The 16,590-nt window shown below is 58.4% G+C and carries 13 protein-coding genes; 7 read left to right on the forward strand and 6 right to left on the reverse strand.

Annotated elements, in window-relative coordinates; translation table 11 throughout:
* Positions 1-208: transposase (locus HKL97_RS12165; protein ID WP_291425712.1), on the forward strand; the 208-nt coding region annotated here is incomplete at its 5' end.
* A 579-nt stretch (positions 209-787) separates the two neighbouring features.
* On the opposite strand, the gene HKL97_RS12170 is transcribed toward HKL97_RS12165, so the two are convergent.
* Genes HKL97_RS12170 through HKL97_RS12185 form a run of 4 tightly spaced genes read right to left on the reverse strand, consistent with a single transcriptional unit; the run spans position 788 to position 6,521 of the window.
* On the reverse strand, positions 788-2,560 hold the full coding sequence (locus HKL97_RS12170; RefSeq protein WP_291425714.1) for an acyl-CoA dehydrogenase C-terminal domain-containing protein: 1,773 nt from the start codon (positions 2,558-2,560) through the stop codon (positions 788-790).
* Positions 2,561-2,577: 17 nt separating this feature from the next.
* Positions 2,578-4,950, reverse strand: a complete 2,373-nt coding sequence (locus HKL97_RS12175; RefSeq protein ID WP_291425716.1) for a 3-hydroxyacyl-CoA dehydrogenase/enoyl-CoA hydratase family protein — start codon at positions 4,948-4,950, stop codon at positions 2,578-2,580.
* A 1-nt stretch (position 4,951) separates the two neighbouring features.
* A complete protein-coding gene (locus tag HKL97_RS12180) occupies positions 4,952-6,076 on the reverse strand; it encodes a thiolase family protein (protein ID WP_291425718.1) in 1,125 nt (374 codons plus the stop codon).
* Between the two features lie 22 nt (positions 6,077-6,098).
* Complete coding sequence (locus HKL97_RS12185) at positions 6,099-6,521, reverse strand: MerR family DNA-binding transcriptional regulator (RefSeq protein ID WP_291425736.1); 423 nt, start codon at positions 6,519-6,521, stop codon at positions 6,099-6,101.
* A gap of 940 nt (positions 6,522-7,461) precedes the next feature.
* Here HKL97_RS12185 and HKL97_RS12190 point away from each other — a divergent pair.
* The 5 genes from HKL97_RS12190 (at position 7,462) to HKL97_RS12210 (ending at position 13,496) form a co-directional block, all read left to right on the forward strand.
* Entirely contained in the window at positions 7,462-8,136 is a 675-nt protein-coding gene (locus HKL97_RS12190; RefSeq protein WP_291425720.1) for a response regulator transcription factor, read from the forward strand.
* The gene (locus tag HKL97_RS12195) at positions 8,129-9,547 is read left to right on the forward strand and encodes a HAMP domain-containing sensor histidine kinase (protein ID WP_291425722.1); all 1,419 of its coding nucleotides are present in this window, start codon (positions 8,129-8,131) and stop codon (positions 9,545-9,547) included. Before HKL97_RS12190 ends, HKL97_RS12195 begins: the two co-directional genes overlap by 8 nt.
* 416 nt (positions 9,548-9,963) lie before the next feature.
* Positions 9,964-12,282: a TonB-dependent receptor gene (locus HKL97_RS12200; RefSeq protein ID WP_291425724.1), complete on the forward strand. Its 2,319-nt coding sequence runs from the start codon at positions 9,964-9,966 to the stop codon at positions 12,280-12,282.
* A 110-nt stretch (positions 12,283-12,392) separates the two neighbouring features.
* Positions 12,393-12,776 (forward strand): cytochrome c family protein, encoded by a 384-nt coding sequence (locus HKL97_RS12205; RefSeq protein WP_291425726.1) that lies wholly within the window; start codon positions 12,393-12,395, stop codon positions 12,774-12,776.
* 33 nt (positions 12,777-12,809) lie between these two features.
* Complete coding sequence (locus HKL97_RS12210; protein ID WP_291425728.1) at positions 12,810-13,496, forward strand: energy transducer TonB; 687 nt, start codon at positions 12,810-12,812, stop codon at positions 13,494-13,496.
* Positions 13,497-13,816: 320 nt separating this feature from the next.
* On the opposite strand, the gene HKL97_RS12215 is transcribed toward HKL97_RS12210, so the two are convergent.
* Together HKL97_RS12215 and mutT are read right to left on the reverse strand one after the other, a co-directional pair.
* Positions 13,817-14,569 carry a molybdopterin-binding protein gene (locus HKL97_RS12215; protein WP_291425730.1) on the reverse strand — a complete coding sequence of 251 codons (753 nt, stop codon included), beginning with the start codon at positions 14,567-14,569 and terminating at the stop codon, positions 13,817-13,819.
* On the reverse strand, positions 14,566-15,564 hold the full coding sequence (mutT, locus tag HKL97_RS12220; protein ID WP_291425732.1) for an 8-oxo-dGTP diphosphatase MutT: 999 nt from the start codon (positions 15,562-15,564) through the stop codon (positions 14,566-14,568). Before mutT ends, HKL97_RS12215 begins: the two co-directional genes overlap by 4 nt.
* Before the next feature lie 60 nt (positions 15,565-15,624).
* On the opposite strand from mutT, the gene HKL97_RS12225 reads away from it, so the two are divergent.
* The coding region (locus HKL97_RS12225) for a glutamate-5-semialdehyde dehydrogenase (RefSeq protein WP_291425734.1) at positions 15,625-16,590 on the forward strand (966 nt) is incomplete at its 3' end.

Here is a 16,590-nt window from a genome sequence, read left to right on the forward strand (position 1 = left end):
GCTGCTGCTGCCGCCCTACGCCCCCGAATTGAACCCGCAAGAAAACATCTGGCAATATCTACGACAGAACTATCTCGCAAACCGCGTCTTCGAAGACAGAAACGCCATCATCAATGCCTGCTGTCGCGCCTGGAACAGCTTGATTGAACAGAAAGATAAAATAGCATCAATCGCCACGCGAAGTTGGGCACTACAGGTCATGAGTTAACGCCGTTGGTATGAGAAATAAGCGGATGAGGGCGAAGCCGGTGGCGCTGTCCCAGGAGCGGAAGCGGTCATTTCCCGTCGCGTTGATATGGCAATAATGGATAAAGCGGTGAACGCCTTATGATGCCTTTGATCGCGATAGGCGAGTCATGCATGTTTCGGTTATTGATCCCCATCATCCTCTTTTGGGACCCGATTACGGATGGCTGAGCGCCATTCTTGCCATAGGCCGGCCGTGGGTGTGCTCAATCTTCCCGATAGGCGGGCGCGACGTGTTCCAGCAGACGGCGCTTACCGTCCAGCAGGCTGGCGGCGGCCTCGCTTAACTGCCTGCGCTGCCGCCAAGAACCGCCATCCACGCTCATCCACAAGAGTGCGATCGTTCGAGGTTTGCTCAGCCGAGTGAGCCGAAAGCATGAATCGTCCTCAGAAAAACGGCAGGACTGAAACCGTCGCCACATGGCCGTTTCGTCAATCACGCCTCGATTTTATAAACTCCCCAAAAAAAATCGGAAGGCCAGGACCAACAAAAATCACACTTTGATTCATTTGTGTACCTGCCACGGAAAAACCTTTCGCTTCAGAACGCCGCGTCCTCGAACTCCATCATCGTCTTGGCCCCAGACTGGATCGCCGCGAGCAGGGCGCCGGTCTGTGGCAGGAGCCTCTGCATGTAGAAATTCGCGGTATCTAGCTTGGCCTTATAGAAACGATCCGCCGCCTTTGGCATTGCGATTTTTGCCATCCGCGCCCACATGAAGCCGAGCGCCACCAGCCCGAACAGCCGCAGATAATCCACCGAGGCAGCGCCGATCTCGTTGGGATCGGACATCGCCGCCTCCATGATATACCCGGTCGCGATCTGAAAATGCTCCAGCGCGGTCTGCAACGGCCCGACAAACGGCGCCATGTCCTCGCCGCCATTGGCGTCGCAGAATTCCAACACCGGATCGAGGAAGCGCGTCAGCAAGCGCCCTCCCTCGGCAGGCAGCTTGCGCCCAACCAGATCGAGCGCCTGCACACCGTTGGTGCCCTCGTAGAGCATGGCAATGCGCGCATCGCGGACATACTGCTCGACGCCATGATCACGGATATAGCCATGCCCGCCGTAGCACTGCACCGCGAGCGAGGAGATCTCGAAGCCGAGATCGGTGAAAAACGCCTTCACCACCGGGGTCAGCAACGCGGTGAAATCATCGGCCACCAGCTTGGCATCCGCATCCGCTGAAAGGTGCAGCACGTCGATCTCCCGCGCGACCCAGCCAGCCAGCGCGCGGCAGCCTTCGATATAGGCGCGCATGGTCAGCAGCATCCGCCGCACATCGGGATGAACGAGGATCGAATCCGCCGGCTTGTCCTTGTTCTTCGCCCCGGTGAGCGCTCGTCCCTGAATTCGCTCGCGCGCATAGGCCACGGCATTCTGATACGCGACTTCCGCCACGCCCAGGCCCTGAATCCCGACCGACAACCGTTCAGTGTTCATCATCGTGAACATGGCGCGCAGGCCCTTGTGCGGCTCGCCGAGCAGCCAGCCCTTGGCGTCGTCGAACGACATGGCGCAGGTGGCCGACCCCTTGATGCCCATCTTGTGCTCGATGGCGGTGGCGCTGACGCCATTGCGAGCGCCCAGGCTGCCGTCTTCGTTGACCAGGAATTTCGGCACAACGAAAAGCGAAATCCCCTTCACCCCCACCGGCGCGTCCGGCAAGCGGGCCAGCACCAGATGGATGATGTTGCTGGTCATGTCGTGTTCACCGGCCGAGATGAAAATTTTGTTGCCGGTGATGGCGTAGGCTCCATCTTCGTTCGGCACGGCCTTGGTGCGCAGCATCCCCAGATCGGTACCGCAATGCGCCTCGGTCAGACACATCGTACCGGACCACTCGCCGGAAACCATTTTCGGCAGATAGGTCTGCTTCAACGCCTCGGTGCCGTGATGGTAGAGCGTGGTGTACGCCCCGTGCGTCAGCCCCGGATACAGGCTGAACGAGATATTCGCCGCACACATCATCTCTTCCACGAGCAGCGACGCCGCAATTGGCATCCCCTGCCCGCCAAATTCCGGCGACGACGCCATCGCGGTCCAGCCGCCCGCGCGGAACGCATCATACGCGGCCTTGAACCCCGACGGTGTGCGCACGGCACCGTTCTCAAAGGTGCAGCCCTCCAGATCGCCGCTCTGGTTGATAGGGAACAGCAAGCCCTCGGTCAGCTTGGCTGCATCTTCCAGCACATTGTCGAGGAGTTCTGGGGTAAAATCTTCAGCCCCCGGCAACTCGGCAATGGATTTGCTGTCATGAAGCTCGTGCAGGACGAAGCGCATGTCCTCAAGCGGTGCTTTGTAGATCGGCATGTCTGGTCTTCCTTCCGTTAGTTTCTCAATGGCTTCCCGGAATCGATAATGCTTTTGATCCGCGCCTGACTCTCCTTGGTGCGGATCAGCGCCATGAAGGATTGCCGCTCCAGCGTCATGATATCCGTCTCCGAAAGCTCATCGGCATACTCCACTCTACCGCCGCTGAGCACATCCGCCAAAGCACCGGAGACGGTCACATCATGATCCGTGGCAATGCCTCGCTTGTGGAACCCTTCCAGCGCCAGCGCCAGCGCCACGCGCCCGGACGGCCCCGGCAGGTGCAGCGCCTGCGCCTGCGGCGGCGCGTAACCCGCCACCATCGCCAGGGCGCGGGCCTTGGCGTCGCCAAGCAGCCTGTCGCGGTTCATGGTGATACCGTCGCTCGGGTGCATGAACTTCAGTTCGATCGCCTCTGCCGCCGAGCGCGAGACGGTCGCGGTCGAGATAATTTCAAACACCTTTGCCACCGCGGGCATTGGTCCTTTGGGCATTTTCGGGTCTTCCTGCCAGCGGCTCAGCATCGTGGCGCAACCGCCCCAGCCGGGCACGAGGCCAACGCCAACCTCGACCAGCCCGATATAGCTCTCCGCATAAGCCTGCACCGCCGAACAATGCAGCAGCATCTCGCAGCCCCCGCCGAGGGCCCGCCCCGCGGGCGCGCCGACCACAGGGAACGGCGCATTGCGCATCGCGGTGTAGAGCTTCTGTCCGTCTTTGATGAATCCTTCAATTTTTCCCCAGAGCCGGATATTGGCCATCATATAGGCCATGCCGATATTCGCCCCGGTCGAAAAATTTGTCTTATGCGGCATCTCGCGCAGATCGTCGTTATAAAGCACCAGCGCCTTGTAACGCTTGCCAACCAGCGAGAGGGTTTTCTCCAAAATGGACAAAACATCGCCATCGAGCATGTTCAACATCGCATGGCGAATTTCCGCATGGATCTCGAAACACAACACGCCATCACCAAGGTCCCAGGTGGAGGCAACCTTGTTCGAGAGCAGCGGTTTTTGTACCCGTTTGATATCGTCGAGGAGCACGATCCCAGGCGCCCGGCGGATCGGCTTATACCCTCCACCCAGCGCAAACTGCTCTAACACGCCCGCCGCATTCGCCCGGTAGAATTTGCCCGCGCCGATCTGCTGCAAAATCGGTGGCACCGTCAGACCCAATTCCGCGAGATGAGCCGAAACCCACTCCGCGCCTAGCCGGTCGATCAACTCAAACGGCCCGAACTTCCAGGTATAACCCAGCCGCATCGCCGCATCGATATCGGCAATGTCGCCGGCAATCTCAGGCACCAAAGACGCCGCATAGGCCAGTACCCGGCCCAGCACGCCCCACGCATATTTGCCGTACTTTCCGCTATCGCCGAGCAGCTTCTTAACATCCTTGCGCGCGTCCTTAATCTGCGCAATCTCCGCCCGCACCGAGGGGCGCCATTCAAGAGCCCCCTTCGCCGCCGCCTGCAAATTCAGCGCCACCTTCACCCGCTTGCCATCCGCGCCGCGCGTCGAGCGGTAAAATCCACCCTTGCCCTTGTTGCCGGTATAGCCCTGCGCAATCATCGTCCCGATCATCGCCGTATCACGATTCATACTGTGAAACATATCGCTTTGCGGTAGCAGCCGGGCCAGGGACGCGTTGACATGCGGGCCGAGATCAATCCCCACCAGATCCATTAGGCCAAACACGCCGGTCGAGGGAAAGCCCATAGGCTTGCCCATAATCGCATCAGCTTCTTCGACCTCGAGACCAAATTCCAACGCCAGCACCATCGCCGACTGAATCCAGTATGTACCAATCCGGTTGGCGATGAACCCCGGCGTATCGTTGCATTTGATGACTGTTTTGCCGAGCTTCTCGTCGGCAAATTTGTGCAACGGCGCAAACTGCTCGCCTTCGCCACCGACAATTTCAAGCAACCGCATATAGCGCGGCGGATTGAAAAAATGTGTAATGCAGAAATCGCGGGTAAACGAACCGGGCAGGCCCGAACAAAGTTCTTTCAGAGGAATCGTTGATGTATTGGAAGACACCACTGAGCCAGGCTTGCGCACCGCATCGAGCTTTTGATAAAGCCCCTGCTTGATATCGAGCCGTTCGACCACCGCCTCAACAATCCAGTCCACATCCTTCAGCGCGCCCAGATCATCCTCGATATTCCCAGCCTTAATTCGCCTGACTGCATTTTTGCCCATCAGCGGCGCCGGGTCCATTTTCCTTAACCGCTCAATCGCCCCCTGCGCCACCGCATTGCGGTTGGCCTCGCCGGGTTTGACAATATCCAAGAGCAGTACATTTGCGCCCGCATTGGCGGCATGGGCGGCGATACTCGCTCCCATAACACCCGCGCCGATTACAGCAACGGAACGAATCTCATTCATCTCAAATCGCCTCCAGCACCGTGGCAATCCCCTGACCGCCGCCAATGCACTGCGTCACCAGCGCATAGCGCCCGCCGGTGCGCTTGAGCAGCGCCGCCGCCTTGCCGGTAATGCGCGCCCCGGTGGCGCCGAGCGGATGGCCCAGCGCAATCGCCCCGCCATCAAGATTGACCTTGGCTGCATCGAGCCCAAGCTCGCGCATACAGGCCAGCGCCTGCGAGGCAAACGCCTCGTTCAATTCAACGACATCGAGCGCACCCGCCTCGATCCCCGCCCGCGCCAGCGCCTTGCGCGAGGCCACGACGGGGCCAATCCCCATAATTTCCGGCGCACACCCCGCCACGGCCACGGATTTGATCCGCGCCAGCATCGGCAGGTCATGACGCCGCGCATAATCCTCGGAACACACGAGCACGGCCGACGCCCCATCGGTCAGCGGCGAGGACGTCCCCGCCGTCACCGTCCCGGTCTGGGAGAACGCAGGCTTCAAACCGGCCAATGCCTCGGCGGTCGTCTCGGGCCGCAGGCACCCATCGCGCACCGCCTCGCCCATCGGCACGATCTCTTCGTCCAACCGCCCATCCTGCTGTGCCGCCGCCGTCTTGCGTTGGCTCTCCAGGGCAAACGCCTCCTGCATCTCGCGTGAAATCTGCCAGCGCCCGGCGACATTCTCCGCCGTCTCACCCATGCCGATATACGCCTCCGGCTTGGCGGCGTATAGTTTTGGCGAGGGCAGCAGGTTGAACCCGCCCATCGGAATCCGGCTCATGCTCTCCACGCCAGCGCAAACGAACACCTCACCCGCCCCCATCGCAATCGCCCCAGCCGCGATATGCACGGCCATCATCGATGAACCACAAAACCGGTTAATCGTGGCCCCCGCGACCGAAAGCGGCAATTCCGCCAAAAGCCCGATCAGCCGTGCCACATTCAGCCCCTGCTCGCCCTCGGGAAAGGCGCAACCGGCGAGAATATCCTCAATATCCCCTACATTAACCTTGGTGCGCGCCACCAGCGCGCGGACAACATCCGCCGCCATCTCGTCGGGCCGGACCCGCGCCAGCGCACCCTTTCCAGCAGGCGTAAAGGCAGAACGGGCATAGCCCGCAATCACAGCATTGGTCATGGAACGCTCCAGCTTTGTTCGGTTATTCCGCCTGGCTGGCCAGCACGGCCTCGCATTGGCGGTCAATTTCGGTGAGTTCGGCAAGGCTCTGGTCAATGGCGACGCGCTGCTCTTGCAACTTGGCCACCCGCTTGCGCACCAGCACCAACAACTGACGCGTTTGCAGATGGTGGGTCGGGTCGGCGTCGTAAAGGTCGAGGTAGTCGCGGATCTCGCGCAGCGAGAAGCCAAGCTTCTTGCCGCGCAGGATTAACACGAGGCGGGCGCGGTCGCGATGCGTATAAACCCGTGCAGTCCCGGCGCGCTGCGGCGCGACCAGCCCCTTATCCTCGTAGAAACGAATGGTTCGCGCTGTCACCCCAAGCTGCTTTGCCAACTGGCTGACAGAGTAGAACGGGGCAGTATCGCCGCTCGCCGCAGCATGAGCCTGAGAAGAAGACGGCATCGTTCTGATCAATCCTGTTCTTGGTTTTTGAGCAATGGACGCCTCAATCATGACAAGTTCCGTGGTCTGACGCAAACAGCATATGATTAACGTATAGGTTATGCCTGACCCCTTTGTCCAGTGGAAATTTACATGGGCACAAAATCCGTCTCATAGTACAAAAATGCGCGGAAATGATGCTTTTCTCTTTGTTCACGCGGCCTTCTCCCGTCGCGACGACGTCATCGGGGTGGGGGTGATGTCGATCCCCCACCAAACGGCGTTGCGTCCTGGTGGGTCCATCTCCAGCAGCTTTACTCCTGGCTACACTTCCTGCCCGTCTCGGACACCACACCGCGCAGCACACGGGCAAAGCGTTCCTCGTCGCGTCCGCCCAGTGGGCGTGGCGTACATTCAGGCCGTTCGGTGGCACCGCTCCGCATGATGCGTCCACGCTCGCCGGGGCGGGTTCTAGCCGTTCTGGGTAGAGCTCCTGTGGACCTCGCGCATGGCCATGCAGGGCGTGCGCTATATTCCGTTGCACGTTGAAACCGGCACTTTGCAGAGGCTCCCCCTCACGGCCGCCTGGATGCATGGCTCACGCGATGCGGCCCGCGACGAACTTCTGGCCACCTTACCCCAACACCTCAGCGTTTACGCAACCCAAGCATAAACAACCGGTTTTCTGGTAATCATCACAATATGAAACAACCCGAGCCGGGTACCACAAAAATATTCCAATGAACAATATATTAAATCTATAATTTAATTGAACAGCTTATCCGCGTCTCGGCAAAGGGCGGCGCCCCAAAATGCCATCAATTGGTCACACTCAAAATAACCAAATTGGTCTAGGGTAAAGCTTATTTACTACAAAATCTTACTTATTATAGACAATGGCACGTCATAGGCTGCACGGCACAAATCCGGTCGATACCTCTAAGAATGAAAGTATAGGCCGTTGCGAATTCTACTGATTGAAGACGACCCTAAAACAGCTGAATATCTTAGCCGCGGCCTCGGAGCATACGATCACGAAATTATGGTGGCAGCTGACGGCCATAGCGGCCTGATCATGGCTGCGGAAGGAGCTTTTGACGTTCTAATCATTGACCGCATGCTCCCTGGCATTGACGGATTGACCCTGCTTCGCACATTACGGATGACCAAGATCGACGTCCCAGCCCTTTTCCTTACGGCATTAGACAGTATAAATGATCGTGTGATGGGGCTGCAAGTTGGAGGTGACGATTACCTCGTGAAGCCTTTTTCACTCGCCGAACTTGAAGCACGCATAGGAGCACTCTCGCGCCGACAAACAAGCAACCGGCAACAAATGCAGATGAAGGTCGGTGATCTGGAATTGGACCGGATAACGCGCGAGGTAAGGCGCGATGGCACCGCCATTGATCTGACACCAAAAGAATTTAAACTGCTAACGATCCTCATGCTTTATGAGGGGCAAGCCGTCACACGGAAGCTATTACTCGAAAAAGTCTGGAATTATCGCTTTACTCCCAGCACCAAAATTGTAGAATCACATATCAGCCGGTTGCGTGACAAGATTGATAGCGGCTATTCACAAACCTTAATCCATACCTGCCAAAGAGGATATCGCATCAAAGCTCATGCTTAAAGCCGCCATCATGCGCGCACTGAGAAGCAAGGCTTTTCATCTCGCCCTGCAAACCACGATCATTTCCGGTTTTGGTACCATCCTTATCTCAGTCATAATTTATTGCGCTGCAGAGACTACAATAAAAGGACAATTGGATAGTTCGGTGAAAAGCGAACAAGCTGAAATAATGGGCGATTCAAATGGCGCAGAATCCGGCATCGTTGATAGCATACACGAAGAACTGAAAGATTCATCCGGCCTGTTCTATGCGCTGATCACCCCCTCGGGCAAGACATTGGCCGGCAACTTAAACATACCAACTTTTCTTCTCAAAATATTGAATCACTATCAAACGCTCGTACCCGGGAACGGACTTAAATTTCCGCCGCATGTCCTGGCGATCCGCGGCATGGCAATAAATTCTGGCAACGGCGATATCCTCTACATCGGCGAAAAGGCCAATGAGCTGGTCGCCCTTAATGATTTCTATTCATATTCCTTTTTAATTCTCGGCGCCGGCATTTTTGGCATCGGCATGGCAGGAGGATTTCTTGTTGCACGGAGCGCATTACGTCGCGTGGAAGCGATCACCGTGGCCAGCCAGGAGATCATGGCCGGAAATCTCGCCCGGCGGATTGAGGTCGATGGCAGCGGCGACGAATTCGACCGATTGATCATCAGTCTTAATCTGATGTTGGACCGCATTGAAGCATTAATGCTAAACGTTCAGCAGGTAAGCAATGATATTTCACATGACTTGCGATCACCATTGGCACGGTTGCGTGATAGCTTGGAAGTATCACGCATGACACCATGTGATCCTTCCATGTCAAAATGTTTGGATGAAGCAATCGAACAGGTCGACACGGTACTGGGAATTTTCTCGGCGATGTTGCGCCTTGCCGAAATCGAAACAAACTCGATGAGGTCACATTTCCTGCCCGTCGATATGTCAACGCTGCTCGATGACCTGGCCGAGACATTCAAAGTGGTCGGCGCACAGGAACACAAGACAGTTTACGCCAGCATTGCGCCCTGTCTCCGCGTGGTCGGGGATCGTGAATTGCTCGAACAAATGTTCGTCAACATCCTTGACAATGCCATTCTCTACTCGCCACCCGGCGGCACCATCTCGATCATGGCTGGGCTGAACCCGGCAGGTGACGTAGATATTGAAATTGCCGACAGCGGCCCCGGCATCCCCGCGCATGAGCATCTGCGCGTTCTACAGCGCTTTGTACGCCTCGACAGCTCTCGCCATCATCCTGGTACAGGTCTCGGGCTTGCTCTCGTTAAGGCCATCGCAGAGCTACACGATTCAACCATTTCTCTCGCCGACAATACTCCTGGCCTCAAGGTTCTCATTCGGATTCAAAAAAAACATATGGCACCAGTATCTACGTTCGAGCGCGCCGGGACTGTTGGATGAGCTTATGCACCGGCAGGTACCCAACCTGATTGAATGACGAATCAATGACAAAACTCCGCCGCATGTTTATTATTTTGTAATGTCCCGTATGTCGGTGTCATTTTATCTACCGTAAAACATATCGAATTTTCTTAGATATTTTCACGAACTTCAATGGAAAAAGAGCAATACTTCGAATCGAATCGGGGAACATCAAGCCTTTTCTTCTCCGAATCATCCCCTTTGTAATCATTTTGCCATAAGTCTGACGCAAATCTGAAATTGCGGCGATAGCGTGTCTTCATTACCAGACGGTCCCAAGTCGAATCTTGCGGAATTTCGGCGAAATGTTTGTGTAAACAGGGGCTAATAGAATGACTGGAACTTCAACGATACGTGGGATATTGGCTTATGCATGCTCATCGAGAGCCATCAGGTTGGCCTTGCCATCTTTATTTGCATCCGGATTGGCGCTGTCATTCATAACGCCTGCTGCGGCTCAAGTCGTTGATGCGGGAACCGTGAGCGCGCGTGCGAACAGCACGGCTGCGGCCAAGGCATTAGCCTCAACGGACGAGAAACTGACCAAAAAGAAAATTTTCGAATCCGGCCAGACCAAGTCGGTGGTAACCAAAGCGCAAATTCAAGCCGTTGGCCAGGCTGCCGGTGCGGCACAGGCGGTCTCGGTGGCTCCCGGCGTTGTGGTTCGCGGCTATGGTGGCACGGCAGCAACAGCGCGTTATGAAGTGACCCTGCGCGGCGTGAAGGTCGGCTGGTCTTCGGTGAATGGTGACGTTGAGCGCAACGGCATCACCATGTTGTTCGATGGCATTCCGATGAACAACCTCACCTCGCATAACGGTCAATGGGATTCAAATGAAATTCCCATCATGCAGATGATCGGTGGAATTAACGTCATCAACGGTCCCGGGAATCCGGCATCGCGCTGGTTCGACAGCATCGGCGGCACGATCAATTATGTACCGGTCGCGATGAGTGCGAAACCGGAATATGAAGTTGGCGGACAGGTTGGAAGTGACGTCACATCAGGCGCGCATTTCATCGCCAATTCCGGCTTGCATGACGGCTGGAGCTTCCTGATCGCCGGCGGCTACGCCAGCAACCATGCCTTCCGCACCGGAACGTCGAACGGCAGCTATGGAGCGCCAGCCCAATCAAACGCTTTCTTCGGCAAAATCACGAAGGTTTTCAGCAGCGGCACGGTAAGCTTTGGCGTGTACGACGACAATAACGTCGAGCACCGCCCCAGCCCCAACTTCATTCCCACCCAGCCGATCGCCGGCATCACGGTAACCGGCGCCCCAACTGGCCAGCTCTACAGCCAGCCGACCAGCGGCTTCTACAGCTCCGGCACACCCGACGTCTGGTTCAAGACCCTGCAAGTCCGCGACCAGATGTATTACGCCAAGATCAACCTTGACGTTGCGCCGGACATGACCTTCCACAATATCACCTGGTACCGCCATGGCGCGCGGGTGCATTACCGCATCATCAATTACGGCTCACAGGCGCAAAGCACATCCAACAGCGAGTACTACAACCCGAACTCCAACACCTATGGTGATCGTGCCTATCTAGACTGGCAACTGCCTTACAATGATGTGAAACTCGGCGGCTATTTCATAAACCAGCGTTATGTGTCGCCTTATGTCGGCTACAACACCACGCTGGGATATACCCAAACCAATCCTTCGCAGGTTTCAAACTTCACGGTGTATAACACCTTCCTCGACGCCTTCTTGCAAGATACCATCACGCCGTTTCATGGGCTGGATATTACTCCTGGCATTTCCGGCGTTGAATACCAGACGAATTTCTATAACAACGCGCTCGCCAACCCGGCGAATACGACCCTTTCAGGCAATGCTCAAAAGACTTTTACCAAGCCTGAGCCGTCCATCAGCGTGCGCTACCAGCCCGTGCCATGGGGCGCGCTTTATGGCAGCTATGCCATATCGTACCAAAACCCGACCGATAACGGATTTGGCGCCAACAACAGCAACCCGGGCGGCGTTGATATCGCCGGCCTGAAGCCGATCAAGAGCGCGGATTATGAAATCGGCGCGAAGATGATGTTCGATGATGTGCCGGTGCTCCATCACGCCACTTTGAACGTCAATTACTACAACGACACGCTGACGAATGAAACCATCGCGACCTATTTCACCAACATCGCATTGACTAAGTTTGCCTCCGCCAATGCCGTATTGAAGGGTGTGAATATCGCGGCGGATGCACAGCCGAACTTCCATTGGAACATGTTCACCAATGTCGGTTTCAGCAACAATATCTTCACCTCATACCTGGCAGCTGGCGCCGCGGCTCCGGTTTCCGGAACGCCGGTGGCCTACAACCCGGACGTGGCACTATCCGTGGGTGTTAATTACCGGACCTTTATCGGCAATACGCTCGCCTCCGTCGGCGTGCTGGACCAGTATACCGGCGCACAGTATATGTTCAACAACCTGACGGACATCACATCGCATCGCAAACTGCCCGCGTTCAACGTAGCTAATCTTACTTTCAGCGCTGACGTCCCCATGCCGCACTACCTCAGTGAAACCATCAAAGTTGTTAAATTCGGCTTTGATATCAGCAATGTGCTCGGCGCCAAGTATAACGCCAACGCCTATGTTTCGAGCGGCGGCTATCTCGGCGGCAACAGTGCCGGCGCCATCTTGGCTGAACCAGGCGCACCCCGGCAGTTCCTGGCGTCAATGGCTGTGAAATTCTAACTTTTAACGAACGCGACTTCTAACGAGCACCAGGGGATAAAATCCCTGGTGCTCTTTGGTGTTAATCAACCTGACGCCGGAAACGGCACTGATATTTAAAGGATATGACGATGCGTAAATTTTTGTTCACCCTTCTCGCGCTGGGCTGCGTGGCCACGCAAGCGCATGCGGCTGAAAGCGCCAATGTGGCCGCAGGCAAACTTGTTTATCTGCACCAATGTTCCGACTGCCATAGCAACCAGCCGCACATGGACCGCTTTGGCCCCACCTTGGCCGGCGTTTATGGCCGAATGGCGGGCACGGCGCCACTGCATCGCTATTCCAAGGCGATGAAATCCGCGCATATCCGTTGGGATGCGCAGACATTAAATGGTTTTCTGAAAGATCCGCGCGCATATATTCATGGCACGATCATGCCCTACAGCGGCCTGGCCAGCGCCTCCGCACGCGCCGATGTCATTGCTTATCTACAATCAATTTCTCCGAAGTCCTGAGCCGCCATGTCCTCAGCAATTCCGGATTCTTCAATGTCATTTGATCATCATGGCAATGACAAATTCTGGCGGGCCGTACTCATGGCCGCCGCCATCGAGGTTATTTTCGTATTCGGCATAGTCAAGGTTTCCGAGCGCATCGGCAACAAACATCAGGACAAACAGCCGACTGTAATGAAGATCACCATTCAACAGCCGCCCGCGCCGCCGCCGCCTGTACCAAAGCCGCAACCGCCCCCCCCGCCGCCGGTGCCGGTGCCGCAGCCGGTTCCGGTGCCGTTGCCGCCACCGCCCAAGCCCGCGCCGAGGCCGGTGATGCGCAAAATATTGCCGCACAAACCGCCGCCGGTTGCAGCGCCGGTTATGCAGACCCCCCCGCCGCCGCCGCAGCCGGTTGCGCCGCAACCCGATGCACAAACGCAAGCCTCGGCCGAACAGGTTTATGCGGCTGAGTTGAACGCGCGCGTGCAATCCAACCTGGTGGTGCCGGAATCTGTCCAGATGATGGGCCTCTCCGGCAAGACCCATTTGGCCGTAACGGTGGCGCCTAATGGCTCCATCATATCAGTTGTGGTGACCCAAAGCTCCGGCGCGCCGCCGATCGACCAAGCCGCGGAGGCCGCCGTTCGCGCGGTGCCGCTTCCAGCCTTCACGGCCAAAATGCCGCAGCACGCCATCACGTTTAATTTAACCGTGCACCTGTCCACAGGCCAGAGTTAAATTAAACGGAGGCCACAGCCTGATCTATGTGGTTAGCTTGAAATTTTTGATTCAGGCTAACCACCCTATCTATCCTGGTCTGGCGCAATGCGCGGCGCTCGCGCTCAAGAGCCTTAAGCCGCTCCCGGCCCTCGCGCTGGTAGCAACCAAGTTCAACCCAGACTTCAAAAACAAATATCAGGCCATGATCACCGCCGGAAAACCCGCAAAGCCGCAATCACAGCCATCATACGAAAACTCGTCGTCCTCGCAAACACACTACTCAAAGCAGGCCATTGCTGGGTGCCTAAAGCCGCTTGACCACAACGGATACTCCAGGACTATGCCGCCGGTTCTCCCTGAACCGGCAGCGTGTCCTGCGTCGCCAGCAAATCTGTTGCCTGCGCGATGACTTCCTCCAGCTCCGCCACATCCGTGCCCTTGGCCACAATCGCGACCCCCCAGCCGGCCTCCCGGCGGAACGGATAGCTGCCGATATCAACCGCCGGGAAGCGGGCCTGAATCTCCGAAAGCGCCGCGGCGATACTGCCTTCCATCACGCCCATGGCGTACACGGTGCGCATCTCGATCGGCACCCCGCGCGGCAGTTCGGGCTCCAGCCCCAGCATCATGGCCTGCATGATCCTCGGCACCCCGGCCATGACATGCACATTGCCAATGGTGAACCCAGGCGCCAGCGACACTGAGTTGGCAATGGGCTTCGCGCCGCGCGGCATGGTCGCCATGCGCTGGCGGGCGGCGTTGAATTTTTCGCCCATGCGCTCCCGCATCAGCTCGAAGGTCGGGGCATGCGGCTCCCACGGCACGCCAAAAGCCGCCGCCACACATTCACTGGTGATATCGTCATGCGTCGGGCCGATGCCGCCGGTGGTGAACAAAACATCGTAGGCGGCGCGCAATTCGTTCACCGCGCCGACGATCCGCGCCGGCACATCCGGGATCACCCGGACCTCTTGCAGCTTTATACCCAGCTCCGCCAACCGCCTGGCAATGAAGCGGACATTCTCATCCTGCGTGCGTCCGGAGAGAATTTCATTGCCAATGATCAAAATCGCGGCGGTGGGATTGCTCATAAAAAATCTCTCAGCATGGGGATCAACGGCCGGTCGGCCGGCGGCATAGGATATTCCACCAGGCGCTCCGGCGCCACCCAGGCCAGGGCCTGGCCCTCCCTGGGGTGCGGCGTCCCATTCCAGCGGCGGCACAAAAACACCGGCATCAGCAAATGGAAGCTCTCATAAGGGTGCGAGGCGAACACAAACGGCGCAAGATCACTTGCGGCGGCCTCAATCCCCAGCTCCTCGCGCAGCTCGCGCACCAGCGCCGCCTCCGGCGTCTCGCCGGCTTCCACCTTGCCGCCCGGAAACTCCCACATCCCCGCCATCTTTTTCCCTTCCGGGCGGCGGGCGAGCAAGATCCGCCCCTGCGCATCAATCAGCGCCACGGCGACCACCAGCAGCACGGCGTTTTTTTTCGGCGCGGCCGCCGCGGGCGCCTCGCGTTCAAGCGCAAAATGTTTCACGGGCAGTTTTTGCCCCGGCCGGCACATAAAAATCTGCAACCCCTTGCCCGACGGCAAAAACCCCACCCGCTGCAGCAGCGCGGCGGAGGCATCGTTATCCGCCGCCACCGTGGCCGTGAGCCGCGTGATCGCAAAAGCGGCAAACGCCCATTCTACCAACCGGCGCGCCGCCTCCAGCCCGTAACCCTGGCCCCAGAAGGCGCGGCCCAGCCAATAGCCCAGATCGGCCGACTTATGGCCCTTGCCCATGCGCAGCCCGGCGCAGCCGATCATCTCCCCCGTGACCTCATCCACCAGCGCGAACTGCTCGGCCCTGCCTGCCAGCCGGTCCGCCGCCGCCGCCGCGATCCACGCCGCCGCGAGATCGGCCGGATACGGAAACGGTGCGTCAGGCAGCCTGCGGCAAATCTCCCAATCGTTGATCAGCCGGTGGAACACCGCCACATCCTCAGCCGCCAAAGGGCGCAGGGTGAGGCGTGAAGTACGCAGCAACGGCCCCGCGAGGGCATGCATATCGGGCATCAGCGAATCGAGGAGGTCTGGCATGTCCCGCCAAGATTAGCGCGCAGTTGATCTTCCCGCCAGGACTCGGCAACGATACCATGTATGAACGCCGAAACCGATATTTTTACCCAGCAGATGTCCCACATCGGGGCCAAGGCCCGCACCGCCGCCGCCATGCTGGCCCGCGCGCAGGCGCAGGCCCGCAACCAGGCCCTCACCCAGGCCGCCGCGGCCCTGCGCGCCGCCGCGCCGCAAATCCTCCAGGCCAACAGCCGCGACATGCAGAGTTTTTCAGGCACCGCCGCCTTTGGCGACCGCCTGATGCTCAACCCTGCCCGGGTGGAGGCGATGGCGCGCGGGCTGGAAGAGGTTGCCGCCCTGCCAGACCCGCTCGCCCGCACCCTGGCGCAATGGACCCGCCCGAACGGCCTGGTCATCAGCCGAATCGCCCAGCCGCTGGGTGTACTGGGCATGATCTATGAGAGCCGCCCCAATGTCGGCGCGGACGCCGCCGCCATCGCGCTCAAATCAGGCAACGCCATTTTGCTTCGCGGCGGGTCGGAGAGCTTCCATTCCGCCGGCGCCATCCATGCCGCCATCACCTCCGGCCTGCGCGCCGCCGGCCTGCCCGATGATTGCGTGCAGATCGCCCCCAGCACGGACCGCGGGTTCGTCGCCGCCATGCTCGCCGCTTCCGGCTTTATCGACCTCATCATCCCCCGCGGCGGTAAATCCCTGGTCGAGCGCGTGCAGCGCGACGCACGGGTGCCCGTGCTCGCCCATGCCGAGGGCCTCAACCACACCTACATCCACGCCGCGGCTGATTTCGCGATGGCGCGCAACATCCTGGCCAACGCCAAAATGCGCCGCACCGGCATCTGCGGCGCCACCGAAACACTACTGCTAGATGCCGCCATCGCCCCCGCCCTGCTGCCTCTGCTCACAGCCGATCTGGCGGCCCTCGGGTGCGGCTTCCGCGCCGATGAAAAAGCCCGCGCCATTGTCACATCGCTTCAGGCCGCCACCGCGCATGATTTCGACACCGAATGGCTCGATGCCGTCCTGAAC

It is taken from the genome of Acidocella sp., from assembly GCF_013044125.1.
GTDB lineage: Bacteria > Pseudomonadota > Alphaproteobacteria > Acetobacterales > Acetobacteraceae > Acidocella.